Here is a 16,626-nt window from a genome sequence, read left to right on the forward strand (position 1 = left end):
ATATTTTATTGAGTGTAATTTTCTAATTACTTTTTTCCTTTTTTAGCAGCTGCTTTCAATTGAAAATTTTCGATAATTGTTCCTGTAATCCAGTAAGGTACAACAAACGTTAACAAAAATAACAACAACCAAAATCCTGTTGTAAATACAAACAAGAAAGCTAAAAATCCTGAGAATTGAGAAAAATCCATTGTATACTGTGTCTTTAATCTGTGAGTTATAATACAAAAATATATTTTTTTTGATGATTATACTGCTATTTTTAGAATTAATTACCTACCAAATACACCTTTATTTAGTGCCACCAATGCTTCTTTTTTATTTTCGGTATTAATTACCAAAGAAACATTGTAATTAGATCCTCCGTAAGAAATCATACGGATTGGAATATTGGTTAAACTGTTAAATATTGGCGAACTAGCTCCTTTACTTTCTTCGGTAAAATTACCTGCTAAACAAATTATACTTAAATCTGTATCCACTTCTACAGAACCAATTTCTTCCAATTCTTTTACAATCTCATTTAGATGTGTTGTATCATCAATTGTTAAAGATACGGCCACCTCTGATGTTGTAATCATGTCAATAGACGTTTTGTAGTTTTCAAACACCTGAAAAACTCCTTTCAAAAATCCGTAAGCCATTAACATACGGTACGATTTTATTTTTATGGCTGTAATACCATCCTTAGCAGCAATAGCTCTTACTCCAGCAGGTACATCACAGTTTTTAATAATGGTTCCAGCAGCGTTGGGTTCAAAAGTATTTTTTAACATTACAGGTACATTTGCTTTTCTTGCAGGAATTACCGATTGTGGATGCAAGATTTTTGCACCAAAATACGCTAATTCGGCTGCTTCATCAAAAGAAAGTTCTTTTAACGAAAATGTATTTTCTACAAAACGAGGATCGTTGTTGTGCATTCCGTCTATATCTGTCCAAATCTGAATTTCTTCTGCTTTGATAGCAGCTCCAATCAAAGAGGCTGAGTAGTCAGATCCACCTCTTTTTAAATTGTCTATTTTACCTCTGTGGCTTAAACAAATATATCCTTGAGTTACAAAAATTTCCGTGTTCGTGTTGGCAGCTACAATTTCTCCATAAGCTTCGGTAATTTTAGAAATTACAGGCTCGTTAGCTTCATCAATAGCCATAAAATCAAAGGCAGAAACTAATGTTGCTTTTGCTCCCTCTTCTTTTAAATGAAAAATGAATAAATTAGTAGATAATACTTCACCTTGTGCTACGATGTTTTTTTCTATTTGAGAAGACGGAATTTCAATACCAACATGTTCTCTAATGTACTCAAATCGGTCAGAGATTAAAGCAATAGCTGCTTCTTGATTTTCTTTTTCGTTTAACAACTCGTGTGCTACATCAACGTATTTAGCAATTAAATCGTCTATTAGCTGATTGGCTTCTTCTTCTTTGTAGTTAATAATGTAATCTGCTACTTCGTGCAATGCATTGGTTGTACCAGACATGGCAGAAAGAACCACTGTTTTTTTACCTTCAATGTTTCTAACAATGTTAGCTACCTCTTTTATACTCGAAGGGCTTCCTACAGAAGTTCCTCCAAATTTTAATACCTTCATAATCTTTTATAGTCTCTAGTTTTTGTTGTTTTTTTAGGTAGCGAATTTAAAAAAATAAAATAGCCCCTAAAAAATGCAAAGGTTCTATAATTGTTGGCTGCTTACAAAAAAATAATAATATCTTTACATCTTATTACGAATTGTTAAAATTTGAACAGGTATGAAGACCATACAGGAATCTGTGGAAGGGATTATAAGAAAAACCCCTTTTTTGGAAGAAGCTTTGAACGACAAATTAATTAACGTATCCTCTTTAGCGAGAGTTATTCAGCCCGATGTAGAAAAAGATTTAAATAAAGATGTAAAATCAGGAGCAATCATGATGGCCATCAATAGATTATCTCCTTCTAGTATTTTAAAAATCAGGAAAAACATAAAAAAAATCACACTTACTTTGGGTGATTTTATTGTACGTTCGGACTTAGGAAACTTTACTTTTAAAAACACCCCAACCTTACTTACGTGTATTTCTGAATTGATTCAAGAGTTTGGAAATGATAAAGATTATTTCTTTACCATTTCACAAGGTATTTTTGAAACGAATATTATTACCAGTAAAAAATTACACACTAAGGTTGAAGAGATTTTTAAAGCAGAGCAATTGCTTTCTTCCTCTGTAGAACTGGCTTCTATTACCATTAAGTTGCCAAAATCTAATTCGCAACAATCGGGAATATATTATTTTATTCTAAAGCAATTGGCTTGGGCAGACATTCCTGTACAAGAAATTATTTCTACCACTCACGAAATTACCATTGTGGTAAAGGAAGAAGACATTAACAAAACATTCTCTATCTTAATTGATATGAAAAAAAGTTAATTGAAACTGCTTCTGCACAGATCTAAGAGTTCAACCGTGGTTGAACTCTTTTTTTTGTTTTATTTTTATGACAAAGCGCAGTTGCTTTCTATACGTTTGTAAATGTCTTTGTTTTCTAAGATGTTTTACTTTTACCTTTTTAACTTTTGATGTTCTTTTTATGCAAAAAGCGATTATCTCTTTTGTTTTTTTACTTTATTTAGGTGCAGATGCACAAACTCATTTTACACAACAAGACACCTTAAGAGGTTCCATTACTAAAGAAAGAGCTTGGTGGGATGTTGTACATTACGATTTAAATGTTCGGGTATTTCCTAAAACCAAAAGTATTGTTGGTCGCAACACCATTTTTTACAAAGTACTAAAACCTTATCAAACACTACAAATAGAACTGCAACAACCTTTGGTGATTGATTCTATTTTACAAAATCAACAAAAATTAAGCTTTCAAGCCAAAGGATACAGTTATTTTATAAAGCTAAAAAAAGAACAAAAAGTGCATCAAACAGAAGAATTGCACATTTATTACCACGGAATCCCTAAAGAAGCCATAAAAGCCCCTTGGGATGGTGGTTTTGTATGGAGTAGCGATCATAATCAACAGCCTTTTATAGCTACTGCAAATCAATCTATTGGTCCTAGTGTTTGGTGGCCTTGCAAAGATCACCCTTACGACGAGCCATCTTCTGCCAATATTACCATTACCTGTCCTAGTAATCTCCAAAACATTTCGAACGGTAGAAATACTAAAACAGTTGTTAATACAAACGGTACCACTTCATATACTTGGCAAGTTAAAAATCCTATTAACAATTATGGAATTAGCATTAATATTGCCAACTATACCCATTTTAGCGAAGTGTACCATGGTGAAAAAGGAGCTTTGGATTGTAACTATTACGTACTAAAGGAAAACGAAACCAAAGCCAAAACACATTTTAAAGATGCCACAAGAATGTTGCAAGCTTTTGAGTACTGGATGGGACCTTATCCTTTTTACGAAGATGGTTACAAAATTGTAGAAGTTCCTTATCTGGGTATGGAACATCAAAGTTGTGTGGCTTATGGAAATCAGTATAAAAAAGGTTATTTAGGACATCGTATGGGAACTTCTACTTGGTCTGATACGTTTGATTTTATCATTATTCACGAATCGGGTCACGAATGGTTTGCCAACAATATAAGTTGTAGTGATGTTGCAGATTTATGGATTCATGAAGCATTTACTTCGTATTCCGAAAGCTTGTTTTTAGACTACCACTATGGAACCAAAGCTGCAAATGAATATGTACAAGGTTTACGAAGCAGTGTAAAAAATGACAAACCTGTATTAGGTATCTTTCACGTGCACCATGAGGGTAGTATGGATATGTATCCAAAAGGAAGTTTGATGTTGCACACATTAAGACAAATTATTGACGATGATATTTTATGGAGAAAAATGCTGAGAGGTTTGGGAAGTGAATTCTACCACCAAACGGTAAATGGAAAGCAAATTATAGATTATTTAGATGCCTATACCAAGGTAGATTTACAACCTTTTTTTAAACACTATTTAACCACCACTACTATTCCTAAACTACTTCTAAAAACAAAAGGCAACAAAATATTATACAAATGGGAGAATGTTGTTAAAGGGTTTAAGATTCCTGTAAAAGCTACTTTAAACAATAAAACAATTTGGTTACATCCCTCCGACAAAAAATGGAAGAAACTAAAAGGCAATAGTCAAGAACTAAAAATAGATCCTAATTTTTATATTGATGTGATTTTAGAATAAAATCAATTTATACCGATAAAAAAAGCTGTCAGAATATAACATTCGGACAGCTTTTTTAAAGGTTTATTTTTGTGATAATAAACGACTATTCTTCGGCATCCTCAAAAGCAGCCATGATTTCTGTAGAAACTCCCATGTTAGAGAATCCACCATCGTGAAATAAGTTTTGTAGTGTTACTTTTTTAGTCAAATCTGAGAACAAAGTAATAGTATAATCTGCACAATCTTGCGCTGATGCATTTCCTAACGGAGACATTTTTTCAGCATAGTTGATAAATCCTTTAAATCCTTTAACACCGTTTCCTGCTGTGGTTGCTGTTGGTGACTGAGAAATGGTATTTACACGTACTTTATGATCTCTTCCAAAGAAGTATCCAAAAGAACGAGCGATAGATTCTAAATAAGCTTTATTGTCAGCCATATCGTTGTAATCTGGAAAAACTCTTTGTGCAGCCATATAGGTTAATGCAACAATAGATCCCCACTCAGACATGGCTTCTTTTTTGTACAACACCTGCATTACTCTATGAAAAGACAATGCGGATATATCAAATCCTTTGTGTGTAAAATCGTAGTTATTTTCTGTGTAATGTTTTCCTTTACGTACGTTTAAAGACATCCCTATAGAGTGCAATACAAAATCTATTTTTCCTCCTAAAATTTCCATAGACTTTTCTACTAAATTTTCTAAGTCTTCCATAGAAGTTGCATCCGCAGGAATTATTTGCGATCCTGTTTTTTCTGCCAACTCATTAATGGTTCCCATACGCATAGCGATAGGAGCGTTGGTCAACACAAATTCAGCTCCATTTTCGTGAGCTGTTTCAGCTACTTTCCAAGCAATAGAGTTTGCATCTAAAGCTCCAAAGATAATTCCTTTCTTTCCTTTTAATAAATTGTACATATCTGTAGTTTATAGTGTTCTAAATATATCTGGCAGCAAATATAAAGTATTCTAGTTAATACTTAACAATTGCTGAGCGTGTTCTATGGCAGATTGTGTTTTCTCTTTTCCTCCCAACATTTCGGCTACTTCGTTTATTCTCTGTTCTTGATTTAAAGTAATTAGGTGTGTTTCTGTTTCTTGTCCTTTTACTTCTTTATACACCTTATAGTGTTGTTTTCCTTTGGCAGCTACCTGAGGCAAATGTGTAATGGTAATTACTTGCATATTATCTCCCATAGCTTGCATTACATCGGCTATTTTGGTCGCTACTTCTCCCGATACTCCAGTATCAATTTCATCAAATAAAATGGTGGGTAATTTTACAACTCTAGATAAAATCATCTTTATTCCTAGCATAATTCTAGACAACTCTCCTCCAGAAGCAACTTTTTTTAGTGGTCCGTAATCCGAACCTTTGTTAGAAGCTAACAAGAAGGACACGTCGTCTAATCCGTATTCTGAAAAGTTTTTTAGAGCTGTGATCTGCACTTTAAACTGTGCGTTTTCCATTCCTAAGTTACTTAAAATTTGTTCTAGTTCTGCCTTAAATTTTTTAATGACTTTAGCTCTGTTTTTGCTAATTTTTTGTGCTAGTTCTAACGTTATTTTATGGGTACTGTCTACTTCTTTTGTTGCATTTTGTAATGCATCGGCTGCATCTTCTACTTGTTTTACCTTTTCTGATAGTTGTTTTTTTACAGCTATCAATTCTTCTACAGAAGATACAAAATGTTTTTTTTGTAAATCAAACAGCAAAGTCAATCGTTGATTTAACTCCTCTAGCTCCTCAGGATTAGATTCTACTTTTTCACTTTGTTTTTCTAGTTCAAACACCAAATCATCCAATTCTATTTTTAAACTTTTAGATCTTTGGTATAAATCGGCATATTGTTCGTCGTAAGAAGCTATTTTAGACAAAGCATTTTCTAACTTATTTAACAAACTTTGCACTCCTATTTCTTCTTCAGTACTAAGTTGTACACTTTCTAAAAGATTGATTTGAATATCTTCGGCATGTGCTAATTTTTCTATTTCTTTTTCTAGAGTTTCAACTTCATCAACCTCTTTCAATTTTGCCGTTTCTAACTCTTTGTACAGATGCAAATTGTAATCGTATTGTTGTTGTGCTTCTTCTTGCTGTGTTTTTAGTAACTCTAACTGTTTTACAGCATTTTTGTGTTGTTTTAGGGCTTTTTTATAAGACAAAAGCAAAGGTGCATTTTCTGCTAAGGCATCTATAACGTAGTATTGATAAAATTTATCAGACAAAGCCATTGTATTGTGTTGCGAGTGTATGTCTAACAAACGTTCTTTTACACTCTGCAATGCTTTTAGACTTACGGGAGTATCATTTACAAATGCCCTACTTTTTCCACTAGGCAACAGCTCTCTTCTAATAATAGTTAACGCTTCGTAATCCAATTCTAAATCATCAAAAACACTCTCTAAATCGTAAGCTCCTATTTGGAATTCAGCTTCTATGATACATTTTTTTTCTTTGTCTTTTAGATGTGATAAGTCTGCCCTATTTCCCAATACCAAACCTAATGCTCCTAACAAAATAGATTTTCCTGCACCTGTTTCACCTGTAATTACGGAGTATCCTTGTGTAAAGTCCACTTGCAATTGCTTGATCAAAGCATAATTTTGAACAGTTAAAGATGTTAACATAAAAAGAATGTAATTTTAGTAATTGGTATAAATTTGCTTCCATTTTTTTGAGTTGTTTGGAGCAACTTTTTTTAAGACTACTAGCAATTCTGAGGTATCTACTCCTCTATTTTTTCTAAAAATATTAATCAATTCATCTGATTTTGCATCAGTAAACAATCTTAATGCAATGCTATTTGGATTTTGATTGTAAATATCTTTAAAATAAGACAAGGTTTTTACAATTTTTGTTACTGCTTTTTTTTGGTTGCGTTCAAATTCATCCATGGCATCGTAGTGATACTCATAAAATAAATCTCTATACATATTATTATCTTCTGCCACATATTTATCTACCATGGTAAAACGAGTAATATCTACCCTAGAGTTTTCCCACCCAGCTGCACCAAATTGTTGTGCTTGGTTGGCAATTCTTAAAGCTGTATTAAGGTATGGAGTTCCTCCTTTATTTTGAAAACTGTCTGTGTACATTCCTAAAATTAAGTAAGAATAGTACGAAATCACAGAAATTAAATTAGATTCAAAATTATTGATATTAAAATTCAGTGGTTGAAACTCTGTATAATTAAACGAAAAATTATTGTCTTTATAGTTAAAAATTGGACTGTAATAATTAGATCCAAACACGGGTCTAGATGCTTGTACTTGTAAATTTCCTCTAAACGAATTGGGACCTGTTTGCTCTGTTAGCAATAAAGTAAACGCACATTTTATACGCTCGTGTTTTTCTAAATCTAGATTGGTCCATTTTTGCTGATTTACAAATTCTGTTAACGATTTTTCTAAAGTCTTAAAGATTTGATTGTTAGAAACCGATATTTGATCTGCATTTACTATAATATTACAATCCAGCTCTTGGGCTTTTACTCCCGTAAAAACCAATACAAAAACAATCCATAACAAAGACTTAGACATGCAGTTTTTCTATTATAAAATTAAGAATATCTTTTGCTACCTCTTGTTTGGGTTTTGTTCCAAATTCGTGACTAGCAAAATGCTTATCAATAATAGTAATTTTATTGGTATCTTTTGCAAAACCTGCTCCTGGATCTCTCAAAGAATTTAAAACAATCATATCCAGATTTTTTCGTTCTATTTTTCCTTGAGCATTGGCTACTTCATTTTCCGTTTCTAATGCAAATCCTACCAAAAATTGATGTTGTTTTTGCTTTCCTAAAGATGCAAGGATATCTTTTGTAGGTGTTAAGTCTATTTGTAAACTTGCTTCTTTTTTCTTGATTTTTTGATTAGCTACTTGCAAAGGTTTGTAATCTGCCACTGCAGCAGCACAAATAGCAACATCTACATCTTGATAGTATTGATGGCAAGCTTGATACATTTCCTCAGCACTAACCACATCAACTTTACGTACCAAACCATGCTTAATTTTTTGATGTGTAGGTCCTGAAACTAAATAAACCTCAGCTCCCAAATTGGCAGCTTCTTTTGCTATTTGATACCCCATTTTTCCAGAAGAATGATTTCCTATAAAACGAACAGGATCTATAGCTTCATACGTTGGTCCAGCGGTAATCATTATTTTTTTTCCTTTCAAAGGAAGCTTAGCTAACCAATCTTGCTCTATAAAAGCTACAATATCTTCAGGCTCAGCCATTCTTCCTTCTCCAACCAGACCGCTTGCCAGCTCTCCACTAGTTGCAGGTATAAACACGTTGCCGTAAGAAGTTAATTTTTGTATACTCTCTTTGGTAGATGGGTGTTGGTACATATCCAAATCCATAGCAGGAGCAAAATAGACTGGACACTTTGCAGATAAGTATACTGCAAGTAGTAAATTGTCACAAACTCCATGAGTCATTTTTGACAATGTATTTGCTGTTGCGGGAGCAATAATCATTAAGTCTGCCCACAATCCCAGCTCTACGTGATTGTTCCAAACCTCGTTTTCCTCTTCGTCGTAAAAAGTAGAATATACAGGTTTTTTGGACAATGTAGATAATGTTAAAGAGGTAACAAAATCTTTAGAAGCAGGTGTTTGTACCACTTGTACTTGTGCACCTGCCTTTATAAACTGCCTTACCAAATGAGCTGTTTTGTAGGCTGCTATTCCTGCAGTTACTCCCAACAAAACTTTTTTACCTTGTAGTATGCTCATTGTAATAATGTTACTGTTCTGATTGAGGCTTTCTATAGTAAATTTTACCTTGCAACCATTCTTCTACAGCAATAGCATGAGGTTTTGGTAATTTTTCGTAAAACTTAGATACTTCTATTTGCTCTTTGTTTTCAAAAACTTCCTCTAAACTATCATTATAAGTAGCAAATTCATCTAATTTTTCTACCAACTCTTTTTTTAAATCTGTTCCAACCTGAGTTGCTCTTTGTGCAATAACAGCTATTGCTTCGTAAATGTTGTTTGTTGGTTCTTCTACTTTATTTTTGTCGTACGTTACGGTAGACAAAGGAGCTTCTACTTTTTTATAATCCATAATCTCTAAAATTCTCTTAACTATTTAATACAGGTTGTTTACCCTCTTTAATTTTCACTAATTTATCATACAAGTCTTTTGCATCTTCTTGATAATCTGATGTTGGAAATGCTTTTAAAAATCGTTCGTAAATTTTTAAAGCATCTTCTATTCTTGCTTCTTTTTTATGCAATACACTGTTAACTCCTAGTTCGTATGCCGATAGAAATTTGTAATACATTGCTTCTTCTTTTAGCTGAGTTCCTAGAAAGTCTAAAATCACATTGTCAAAAGCCACAATAGCAGATTTATAGTTTCCTATTTTATAGTATTGTTTAGCAATTTCGAAGGCTTTCTTTTCTAATTTAAAACTTAGCTCTTTAATTCTTTTATTAGCTTCTTCTATTTTTTCAGAATCAGGGTTTTCATCAATAAAATTTTGGTAGGCCTGAATCGCCTTTTTGGTATCTGTTTGATCTACACTATATTTAGGCGATAGTTGATAATAACTTTCGGCAATATTGAACTGAGCTGTTTCTATCTCGGTACTTTTGGGATAACTCCTTAAAAACTTTTCATAGTAGTAAACAGAAGTTAGGTAGTCTTTGGTTAGATAATTAGCATCTGCCAATCTAAACACAATGGCTTCGCTTTGAGGTTTGGTTGCGTAAGAAGGCAATACCAACTCATACAGACGAATGGCTTTGGAATATTCTCCTTTTTTGTACAATTCGTTTGCTAATTTATATCGATCAGGGTTGGTTCCCTTGTTCAATATTTTATTATACTCCCCACAAGCGTGCAAAAGTAGTACAGTTGCAATAACCAAACTGTAGTTTACTATTTTCATCATATCGTATTTTTAGGAAGCCACATAAAAGGCCTCTACAAAATTTCTTAGTTTGCTTTTTAATGCAGGACTTGCTTCTATCAATGGTAATCTTACATAGCTAGAAGATTGACCTAAAATTTCTAACAATGCTTTTACGCCGACAGGGTTTCCTTCAGAAAAAATCAATTCTATACACTCTTGCAATTTGTAATGCATACGGAAAGATTTCTTTGATTCTTCTAAGATTCCCAATCGAATCATGTGCGTAAACTCTGATGGAAAAGCCTGACCTATAACAGAAATAACCCCCGAACCACCTGCTAAAGTAATTGGCAGTGCCAACATATCGTCTCCAGAAATAACTAAGAAATTTTTAGGAACAGACTTGATTAATTTTAAGGCCTGATCCATATCTCCTTTTGCTTCTTTTATTCCGATAATGTTTGGAATTTCTGCCAAACGAACTACTGTTTCAGGTTTTATATTAGAACCCGTTCTACCTGGTACGTTGTACAAAATAACATCTACAGGAGAAGCTTCTGCTACAGCTTTAAAATGTTGATAAATTCCTTCTTGACTAGGTTTGTTATAAAAAGGAGAAACAGACAATACTGCTTGAAAAACAGTAAAATCTGTTTCTTTTATTTCTTGAATAACACTTGCTGTACTATTTCCTCCAATTCCAATAGCAATAGGCAATCTACCTGCATTGGTTTTTACCACAGTTTCTTTTACCAGTTCTTTTTCTTCTTTTGACAATGTTGCCGATTCTCCCGTGGTTCCTAAAACCACTAAATATTCAACCGCATTATCTATCTGAAACTCTACAAGTTTTTCTAAAGCTTGTACGTCTACGTTACCATTTTGATCAAAAGGGGTTACCAAAGCAACTCCTGTACCTAAAAAACTACTCATTTTTTACTTACCTTCTTTAATATTTGTGCTAGCCCGCAAATTTAGCATTTTATTTAGAGAATATCCACTTAAATATTTTCTAAAGAAATTAAGTTTAAGAATTAAACAGATTAGGCAATCAGGAATATTTTACTAACGGTATTTACCAACCTCTAGAAAATGTTTCTCTTTCTCCTTGAAGATTAATTACCACTAACTTGTTAATGCTTTCTTCTGATTTTACCATCTTTTTTATAAGATCTATATCCGCTACGCTTTTTAGAGTGTAGTTGTTAATAGAAACAATTACATATCCTGGTCGTATTCCTAATTTCTGTAAATCCTTGTTGTTAATTTTGGTAACTTTTACTCCTACTTCGGTATTTAAATCTTGTTTTTCTTTGGCTTTTAGCTCTCCAAACTGAATTCCAAATGCTTCAGAAACAAAGGTTGATACTTCTGACAGAGTTACTTTCATCAGCTTTTCTACTCCGTCTCTATCAATAGTAACCAACACTTGATCTCCAGGTCTTTTGGCAACCAGTTGACCTACCAAGTCAGAAAATTTATGGATTTTAACTTGGTTGATTTTTTTTATCACATCACCAGACTTTATTCCTGCTTTGTCTGCTCCACTTCCTTTAGATACTTCGGCAATATAAACCCCATCTAAGTCAGACTTTGGTTGGGTACTTACACCCAATACTGCTCTTTTTACCGATCCGTTTTCCATTAAATCCTCTATGACACGTTTGGCTATATTAGAAGGCACTGCAAAAGAATATCCAACAAATGATCCTGTTTGAGAAGAAATTGCTGTGTTAATCCCTATAAGCTCTCCTCTTGTATTTACTAAGGCTCCACCACTATTTCCTGGATTTACTGCTGCATCTGTTTGAATAAAGGATTCTATGTTATTATTTCCTTCCAAATCTCTTCCTTTAGCACTAATAATTCCTGCGGTTACTGTTGATGTTAAATTGTATGGATTACCGACTGCCAGTACCCACTCCCCTATTTTAGAGGTGTCAGAGTCTCCAAAAGTGATAAAATGTAAATCTTCTGCATCAATTTTTAACAACGCAATGTCTGTACTTTTATCAGCACCTATTAATTCTGCCTTGTATTTTTTTTGATTGTTTAGACTAATCTCTATTTCTTTTGCTCCTTCTATTACGTGGTTATTGGTTACTATATATCCATCAGGAGAAATAACCACACCGCTTCCTGTTCCTACTCTCTCATATTCTCTTCCTCCGTAACCACGACCAAAAAAGTATTCTGCAAAAGGGTCTTGTTGAATTCCAATGGCAGTATTTTTTACGTGCACTACTGCATTTAATGTTTTTTCTGCTGCTTCTGTAAAGTCTGTCAAAGTTTCAGCAGCTACCACACCAGTACTATTGCTAGTTCTAAAAACAGGCAACGTACTTTGTTCTTTTTCTATAATTTTTACTTTCGGTTGGATAAACTGACTGTAGACAACTAATGAAAGAATACTACCTAACACAGCTACTACAACTAATTTTATATTCTGTTTCATGTTTCTAAATTTTTTTATTCAAACTGAAATTTTCAAAAACTATGCCAACACAATATCAGTCTTCTTTTAGCCCAAACATTCCGTGTAAAAGTGACTGCAAAAATGACAGTAGTAAACTAAAAAACAAAGCTGTAAAAAAACCATGTACATCAAACCCTGTTATTAAACCGTCTGCCATTTTTATGATAATTGCATTAATCACTAGCAAAAACAATCCCAATGTAAGTAAGGTTATAGGCAAAGTAAAAATCACCAATAAGGGTTTTACTACCAAATTCAACAAACTTAGCCCAAAAGCTACTAAAATAGCAATCCAATAACTAGACACATATGCCCCTGGTAAAATAGCAGCAATTACATATACCGCAATGGCATTTACCAAAAGCTGAACAATATATTTTTTCATTGATTTTTTTATTTTATAAATCCATATGCTAAATTTAAGCTAATTGTGTGAGTATTAAAATAGTTACTATAACCTAAACCAAACTTATAGGTAAAATCTAATGAAATTTCTTGTTTATTAAGGCTATTGTTTCTAACACCAAGCCCCAAAATCACCCCAGCATTATACGCATCAAATATATCCTCTGTATTTTGATACGTGTATCTGTCCTTTAAATTTCCCGAGTTAAAAAAAGTACTTGTTCTTGTTGCTTTGTAATCTTTAGAAACATAATAATCTCCAAAAATTCCAAAATGAACATTAGGTTTGATAAGCGATTTATTAAATTCATATTTCAACAACAAATCCAATCCTAAACTAGATACTTCTGCATCTACCTGATACACATCTCTTATAGGACTACTATTGACATTGCTGTGGTCATTTGTGGTGCTTTGCTTAAAACTTGCATACATCACTCTTGATTCAAAAAACATTTTTTCGTTCCAGTTTGGCAAACTTCTCTTATAATAAAAACCAAAAGATGAATAAGCTGAAGACTTAAAGTCACTGTCTTCCAAGTAAACGTAAGGATTTTCATCACTCTTAATTTCGGACAAAGAGGTACTTGCTACTCCAAACAATAGTCCAAATGAATACGTCGCTTGTGTTTTGGTTTCGGTATAATCTATACATACGTCTCCCGGCACACATACTTCATTATGGTATTTTTTTGAAATTTTAACTAAAGATTTTCTATTTAACAAAACATGATCTACATCTTTTCTTGTTTTCTCTGCATCTCTAAACAAATATTTTAGCACCCCTTTGTATTTATTACTGCTTTTTTGATAATGTTGACTTCCTTTGTAAATGTTTTTATCGTCATTGGTTAGTTTATACAACTCTCCTTCATTATTTTCTACTAAGTAATATTCATCATGAACAAAATTGGTGTAGTAAAAAAGATCTACCAAACCATCAACCAAAAACTCTACAAAAACCTTCTTCTTTTCGTAGTTTAACTGCAACTCTCTTGCTATATAATACTTTCCATTATTAAATTTATAAGAACGTATCTGATCTGGGGTATACACTATTACTCTGCTTGTTCGTTCTTTTTTAAAATGGCAGCTTTGTGCATTGAAAGATTTTCCTCTAAAATTAATAAAACCATGAATTGTATCCATATTCATGGTTACCACATAACCTTTTCGATAATCGGATTGTGAATATCCTACTATTGAAAACATAAAGACACAACACGCCAAAATTATTTTTTTCATAAACTTTTTTTTTTTCGAGGTGAATATAAGTTATTAAACTTAAAGTCACATATACGTTTAACTTTTTGTTCCCGTAAATTTCTTTGTATTTTTGCAGTCTAATTTTACAAGGAAAATGAAAATTACCTTTTACAAATACCAAGGAACAGGAAACGATTTTGTTGTAATAGACAACCGAGATTTAAACTTTCCAAGAGAAAACACCAAGCTGGTAAATTTTCTGTGCGACAGGAGATTTGGGATTGGAGCAGACGGTTTGATGTTATTAAACCCTTCGGAAACATATGATTTTACCATGGTATACTACAATGCAGACGGAACCGAAAGTACCATGTGTGGAAATGGAGGTAGATGTTTGGTTGCTTTTGCCAATCAATTAGGAATTATTGAAAACGAAACTACTTTTGATGCTGTAGATGGTTTGCATTATGCTACTTATCATGACGGAATTACCAATTTACAAATGATAGACGTAGCTAAAGTTGCCGTATATAATACTCATTGTTTTTTAGATACTGGATCTCCCCATCACGTACAGTTAGTAGACGACATCGAAAACTTTGACGTAAAAAATACTGGAGCAAAAATTAGATATGGTGCACCTTACTTTGATGAAGGAACCAATGTGAATTTTGTTCAAAAAACAACTAACAACACCTTCAGACTAAGAACTTATGAAAGAGGGGTTGAAGATGAAACATTGGCATGTGGAACAGGTGCTACTGCTGCTGCCATAGCCTTGCATCAACAAAAGCACACAACACAAACTACAGTACCATTACAAGTACAGGGAGGGTTCTTAGAGGTTTCCTTTCAACCTACAGAAAACGGTTACAAAAATGTGTTTTTAAAAGGCCCTGCAACATTTGTCTTTAAAGGAGTAATTGATTACAATGATTAATTTAACGGGAAAAAAAGTAAAACTTCGAGCTTTGGAACCCGAAGATTTATCCATTTTATATACAACTGAAAATAATGAGGAGTTTTGGGAAGCTAGCAACACCCTAACCCCTTTTTCTAAAGCCACTTTACAATCGTATTTAGAAAATGCCCACGTAGACATATACCAAGCCAAACAACTAAGACTAGCCGTAGAAAACACAAACAAAGCAACAGTAGGTTTTATTGATTTGTTTGATTTTGATCCTAAACATCAAAGAGCCGGAGTTGGCATCGTAATTTTACCTCAATATCAAAAATTAGGCTATGCGAACGAAAGTTTATTTTTGCTAAAAAACTATGCTTTTAACAGATTAAACCTACATCAATTATACGCTCATATAGCAAGTAACAATAGCAAAAGCATCCATTTATTTCAAAAATCAGGATACCTACAAACGGGAATTTTAAAAAACTGGCTGTACAACAACGGTACATTTTTAGATGTTTTTGTTTATCAATTGATTGACTCTTAACACCAACATGAAAAAAATACATATTGCGTTAAGCATTTTTTGCTTAGCTATACTAGGAATCGCTATACACTTTTACCAAATTATTTACAGCACCCAAATTGGTAATAGTACTTCTTTTTACATAAAATCAACAGATTCTATTGCACAAGTTCTAAGCAATCTAGATGCTATTTGTAAAGACATCAACAACGTAAAAACAGTTGCTAGCTTAAAAAAATACAATACTCCAAAGCCAGGAAGATATGTGTTAGCAAAAGGAATGAATGCCAACCAAATCATCAACATACTACGTAGCGGAAAACAAACTCCTATCAAAGTAACATTCAACAACCAAAACTATATAGAAGATTTAGCGGGTAGACTTGCCATGCAAATTGAAGCAGATTCTGTAGCGATTTTAAGAAGTCTTACAAATCCTGATTTTTTAGACAAACACAATTTTAATTACAAAACAGCACTGAATTACTGCATGCCTTACACATACAATTGTTACTGGAACATTTCTCCAGACCAATTAAGAAACAAACTCTACCAAGCGTACCTACGCTACTGGAACAAGGAAAGACAGCAAAAAGCACAACAACTAAACCTTACTCAGAACGAAGTAATTGCTCTTGCCTCTATTGTTCATAAAGAAACACAATACAAACCCGAAAGAAAACGTGTTGCCGGGGTTTACCTTAATCGTATACGAAAAGGAATTCCTTTACAAGCTGATCCTACAATTATTTATGCTCTAAAAGAAAAACAAGGGAAAAAAGTGATTATTAAAAGAGTACTAACCAAAGATTTAGAAATAGATTCTCCTTACAATACATATAAAAAAAGAGGCATTCCACCATCTGCAATTGCCATGCCCGATATTGATGCCATAGATGCTGTGCTAAATCCCGAAAGACACCATTATTATTATTTTTGTGCAAGTGCTGATCATTTGGGAACACATAAATTTGCCCAAACTCTAAGACAGCATAATAGAAATGCTTACGAATACCACCGCTGGTTACAAAAGCAACGCATTCATCGCTAA

General features: G+C 33.2%; 17 protein-coding genes. 5 read left to right on the forward strand and 12 right to left on the reverse strand.

Going from position 1 to position 16,626, the window contains the following annotated elements; genetic code table 11:
• Positions 1-26 precede the first annotated feature (26 nt).
• Both FS85_RS16800 and FS85_RS0112430 read right to left on the reverse strand, forming a co-directional pair.
• Positions 27-191, reverse strand: coding sequence for a hypothetical protein (locus FS85_RS16800; RefSeq protein ID WP_010136664.1), 165 nt, complete (start codon positions 189-191; stop codon positions 27-29).
• A gap of 81 nt (positions 192-272) precedes the next feature.
• On the reverse strand, positions 273-1,595 hold the full coding sequence (locus FS85_RS0112430) for an aspartate kinase (RefSeq protein ID WP_010136666.1): 1,323 nt from the start codon (positions 1,593-1,595) through the stop codon (positions 273-275).
• Between the two features lie 160 nt (positions 1,596-1,755).
• Here FS85_RS0112430 and FS85_RS0112435 point away from each other — a divergent pair, with 160 nt between their 5' ends.
• Both FS85_RS0112435 and FS85_RS0112440 read left to right on the forward strand, forming a co-directional pair.
• Complete coding sequence (locus tag FS85_RS0112435) at positions 1,756-2,415, forward strand: hypothetical protein (protein WP_010136667.1); 660 nt, start codon at positions 1,756-1,758, stop codon at positions 2,413-2,415.
• A gap of 160 nt (positions 2,416-2,575) precedes the next feature.
• Complete coding sequence (locus FS85_RS0112440) at positions 2,576-4,195, forward strand: M1 family metallopeptidase (protein WP_010136668.1); 1,620 nt, start codon at positions 2,576-2,578, stop codon at positions 4,193-4,195.
• A gap of 85 nt (positions 4,196-4,280) precedes the next feature.
• Here FS85_RS0112440 and FS85_RS0112445 read toward each other — a convergent pair whose 3' ends face one another.
• The 10 genes from FS85_RS0112445 to FS85_RS0112490 form a co-directional block, all read right to left on the reverse strand.
• Positions 4,281-5,099: an enoyl-ACP reductase FabI gene (locus FS85_RS0112445; RefSeq protein WP_010136669.1), complete on the reverse strand. Its 819-nt coding sequence runs from the start codon at positions 5,097-5,099 to the stop codon at positions 4,281-4,283.
• A gap of 51 nt (positions 5,100-5,150) precedes the next feature.
• Complete coding sequence (recN, locus tag FS85_RS0112450) at positions 5,151-6,812, reverse strand: DNA repair protein RecN (protein ID WP_010136670.1); 1,662 nt, start codon at positions 6,810-6,812, stop codon at positions 5,151-5,153.
• 15 nt (positions 6,813-6,827) lie between these two features.
• Positions 6,828-7,727, reverse strand: a complete 900-nt coding sequence (gene porD, locus FS85_RS0112455) for a type IX secretion system protein PorD (protein ID WP_010136671.1) — start codon at positions 7,725-7,727, stop codon at positions 6,828-6,830.
• Positions 7,720-8,928 (reverse strand): bifunctional phosphopantothenoylcysteine decarboxylase/phosphopantothenate--cysteine ligase CoaBC, encoded by a 1,209-nt coding sequence (coaBC, locus tag FS85_RS0112460; protein ID WP_010136672.1) that lies wholly within the window; start codon positions 8,926-8,928, stop codon positions 7,720-7,722. The genes porD and coaBC overlap by 8 nt, the downstream gene beginning before the upstream one ends.
• A 10-nt stretch (positions 8,929-8,938) precedes the next feature.
• A complete protein-coding gene (locus FS85_RS0112465; RefSeq protein WP_010136673.1) occupies positions 8,939-9,262 on the reverse strand; it encodes a DNA-directed RNA polymerase subunit omega in 324 nt (107 codons plus the stop codon).
• Positions 9,263-9,278: 16 nt separating this feature from the next.
• Positions 9,279-10,094: an outer membrane protein assembly factor BamD gene (locus FS85_RS0112470; RefSeq protein WP_033194748.1), complete on the reverse strand. Its 816-nt coding sequence runs from the start codon at positions 10,092-10,094 to the stop codon at positions 9,279-9,281.
• Positions 10,095-10,103: 9 nt separating this feature from the next.
• Positions 10,104-10,988 (reverse strand): 4-hydroxy-tetrahydrodipicolinate synthase, encoded by an 885-nt coding sequence (gene dapA / locus FS85_RS0112475; protein WP_010136676.1) that lies wholly within the window; start codon positions 10,986-10,988, stop codon positions 10,104-10,106.
• A 142-nt stretch (positions 10,989-11,130) separates the two neighbouring features.
• Positions 11,131-12,510 carry a trypsin-like peptidase domain-containing protein gene (locus FS85_RS0112480; RefSeq protein WP_010136677.1) on the reverse strand — a complete coding sequence of 460 codons (1,380 nt, stop codon included), beginning with the start codon at positions 12,508-12,510 and terminating at the stop codon, positions 11,131-11,133.
• A gap of 55 nt (positions 12,511-12,565) precedes the next feature.
• The gene (locus FS85_RS0112485; RefSeq protein WP_010136678.1) at positions 12,566-12,916 is read right to left on the reverse strand and encodes a phage holin family protein; all 351 of its coding nucleotides are present in this window, start codon (positions 12,914-12,916) and stop codon (positions 12,566-12,568) included.
• An 8-nt stretch (positions 12,917-12,924) separates the two neighbouring features.
• A complete protein-coding gene (locus tag FS85_RS0112490) occupies positions 12,925-14,181 on the reverse strand; it encodes a hypothetical protein (RefSeq protein WP_010136679.1) in 1,257 nt (418 codons plus the stop codon).
• Positions 14,182-14,296: 115 nt separating this feature from the next.
• On the opposite strand from FS85_RS0112490, the gene dapF reads away from it, so the two are divergent.
• Genes dapF through mltG form a run of 3 tightly spaced genes read left to right on the forward strand, consistent with a single transcriptional unit; the run spans position 14,297 to position 16,626 of the window.
• Entirely contained in the window at positions 14,297-15,082 is a 786-nt protein-coding gene (gene dapF, locus FS85_RS0112495; protein WP_010136680.1) for a diaminopimelate epimerase, read from the forward strand.
• Complete coding sequence (locus FS85_RS0112500; RefSeq protein WP_010136681.1) at positions 15,075-15,596, forward strand: GNAT family N-acetyltransferase; 522 nt, start codon at positions 15,075-15,077, stop codon at positions 15,594-15,596. The genes dapF and FS85_RS0112500 overlap by 8 nt, the downstream gene beginning before the upstream one ends.
• 7 nt (positions 15,597-15,603) lie before the next feature.
• Complete coding sequence (gene mltG / locus FS85_RS0112505; RefSeq protein ID WP_010136683.1) at positions 15,604-16,626, forward strand: endolytic transglycosylase MltG; 1,023 nt, start codon at positions 15,604-15,606, stop codon at positions 16,624-16,626.

Source organism: Ochrovirga pacifica (assembly GCF_000220525.1).
Classification (GTDB): domain Bacteria; phylum Bacteroidota; class Bacteroidia; order Flavobacteriales; family Flavobacteriaceae; genus Ochrovirga; species Ochrovirga pacifica.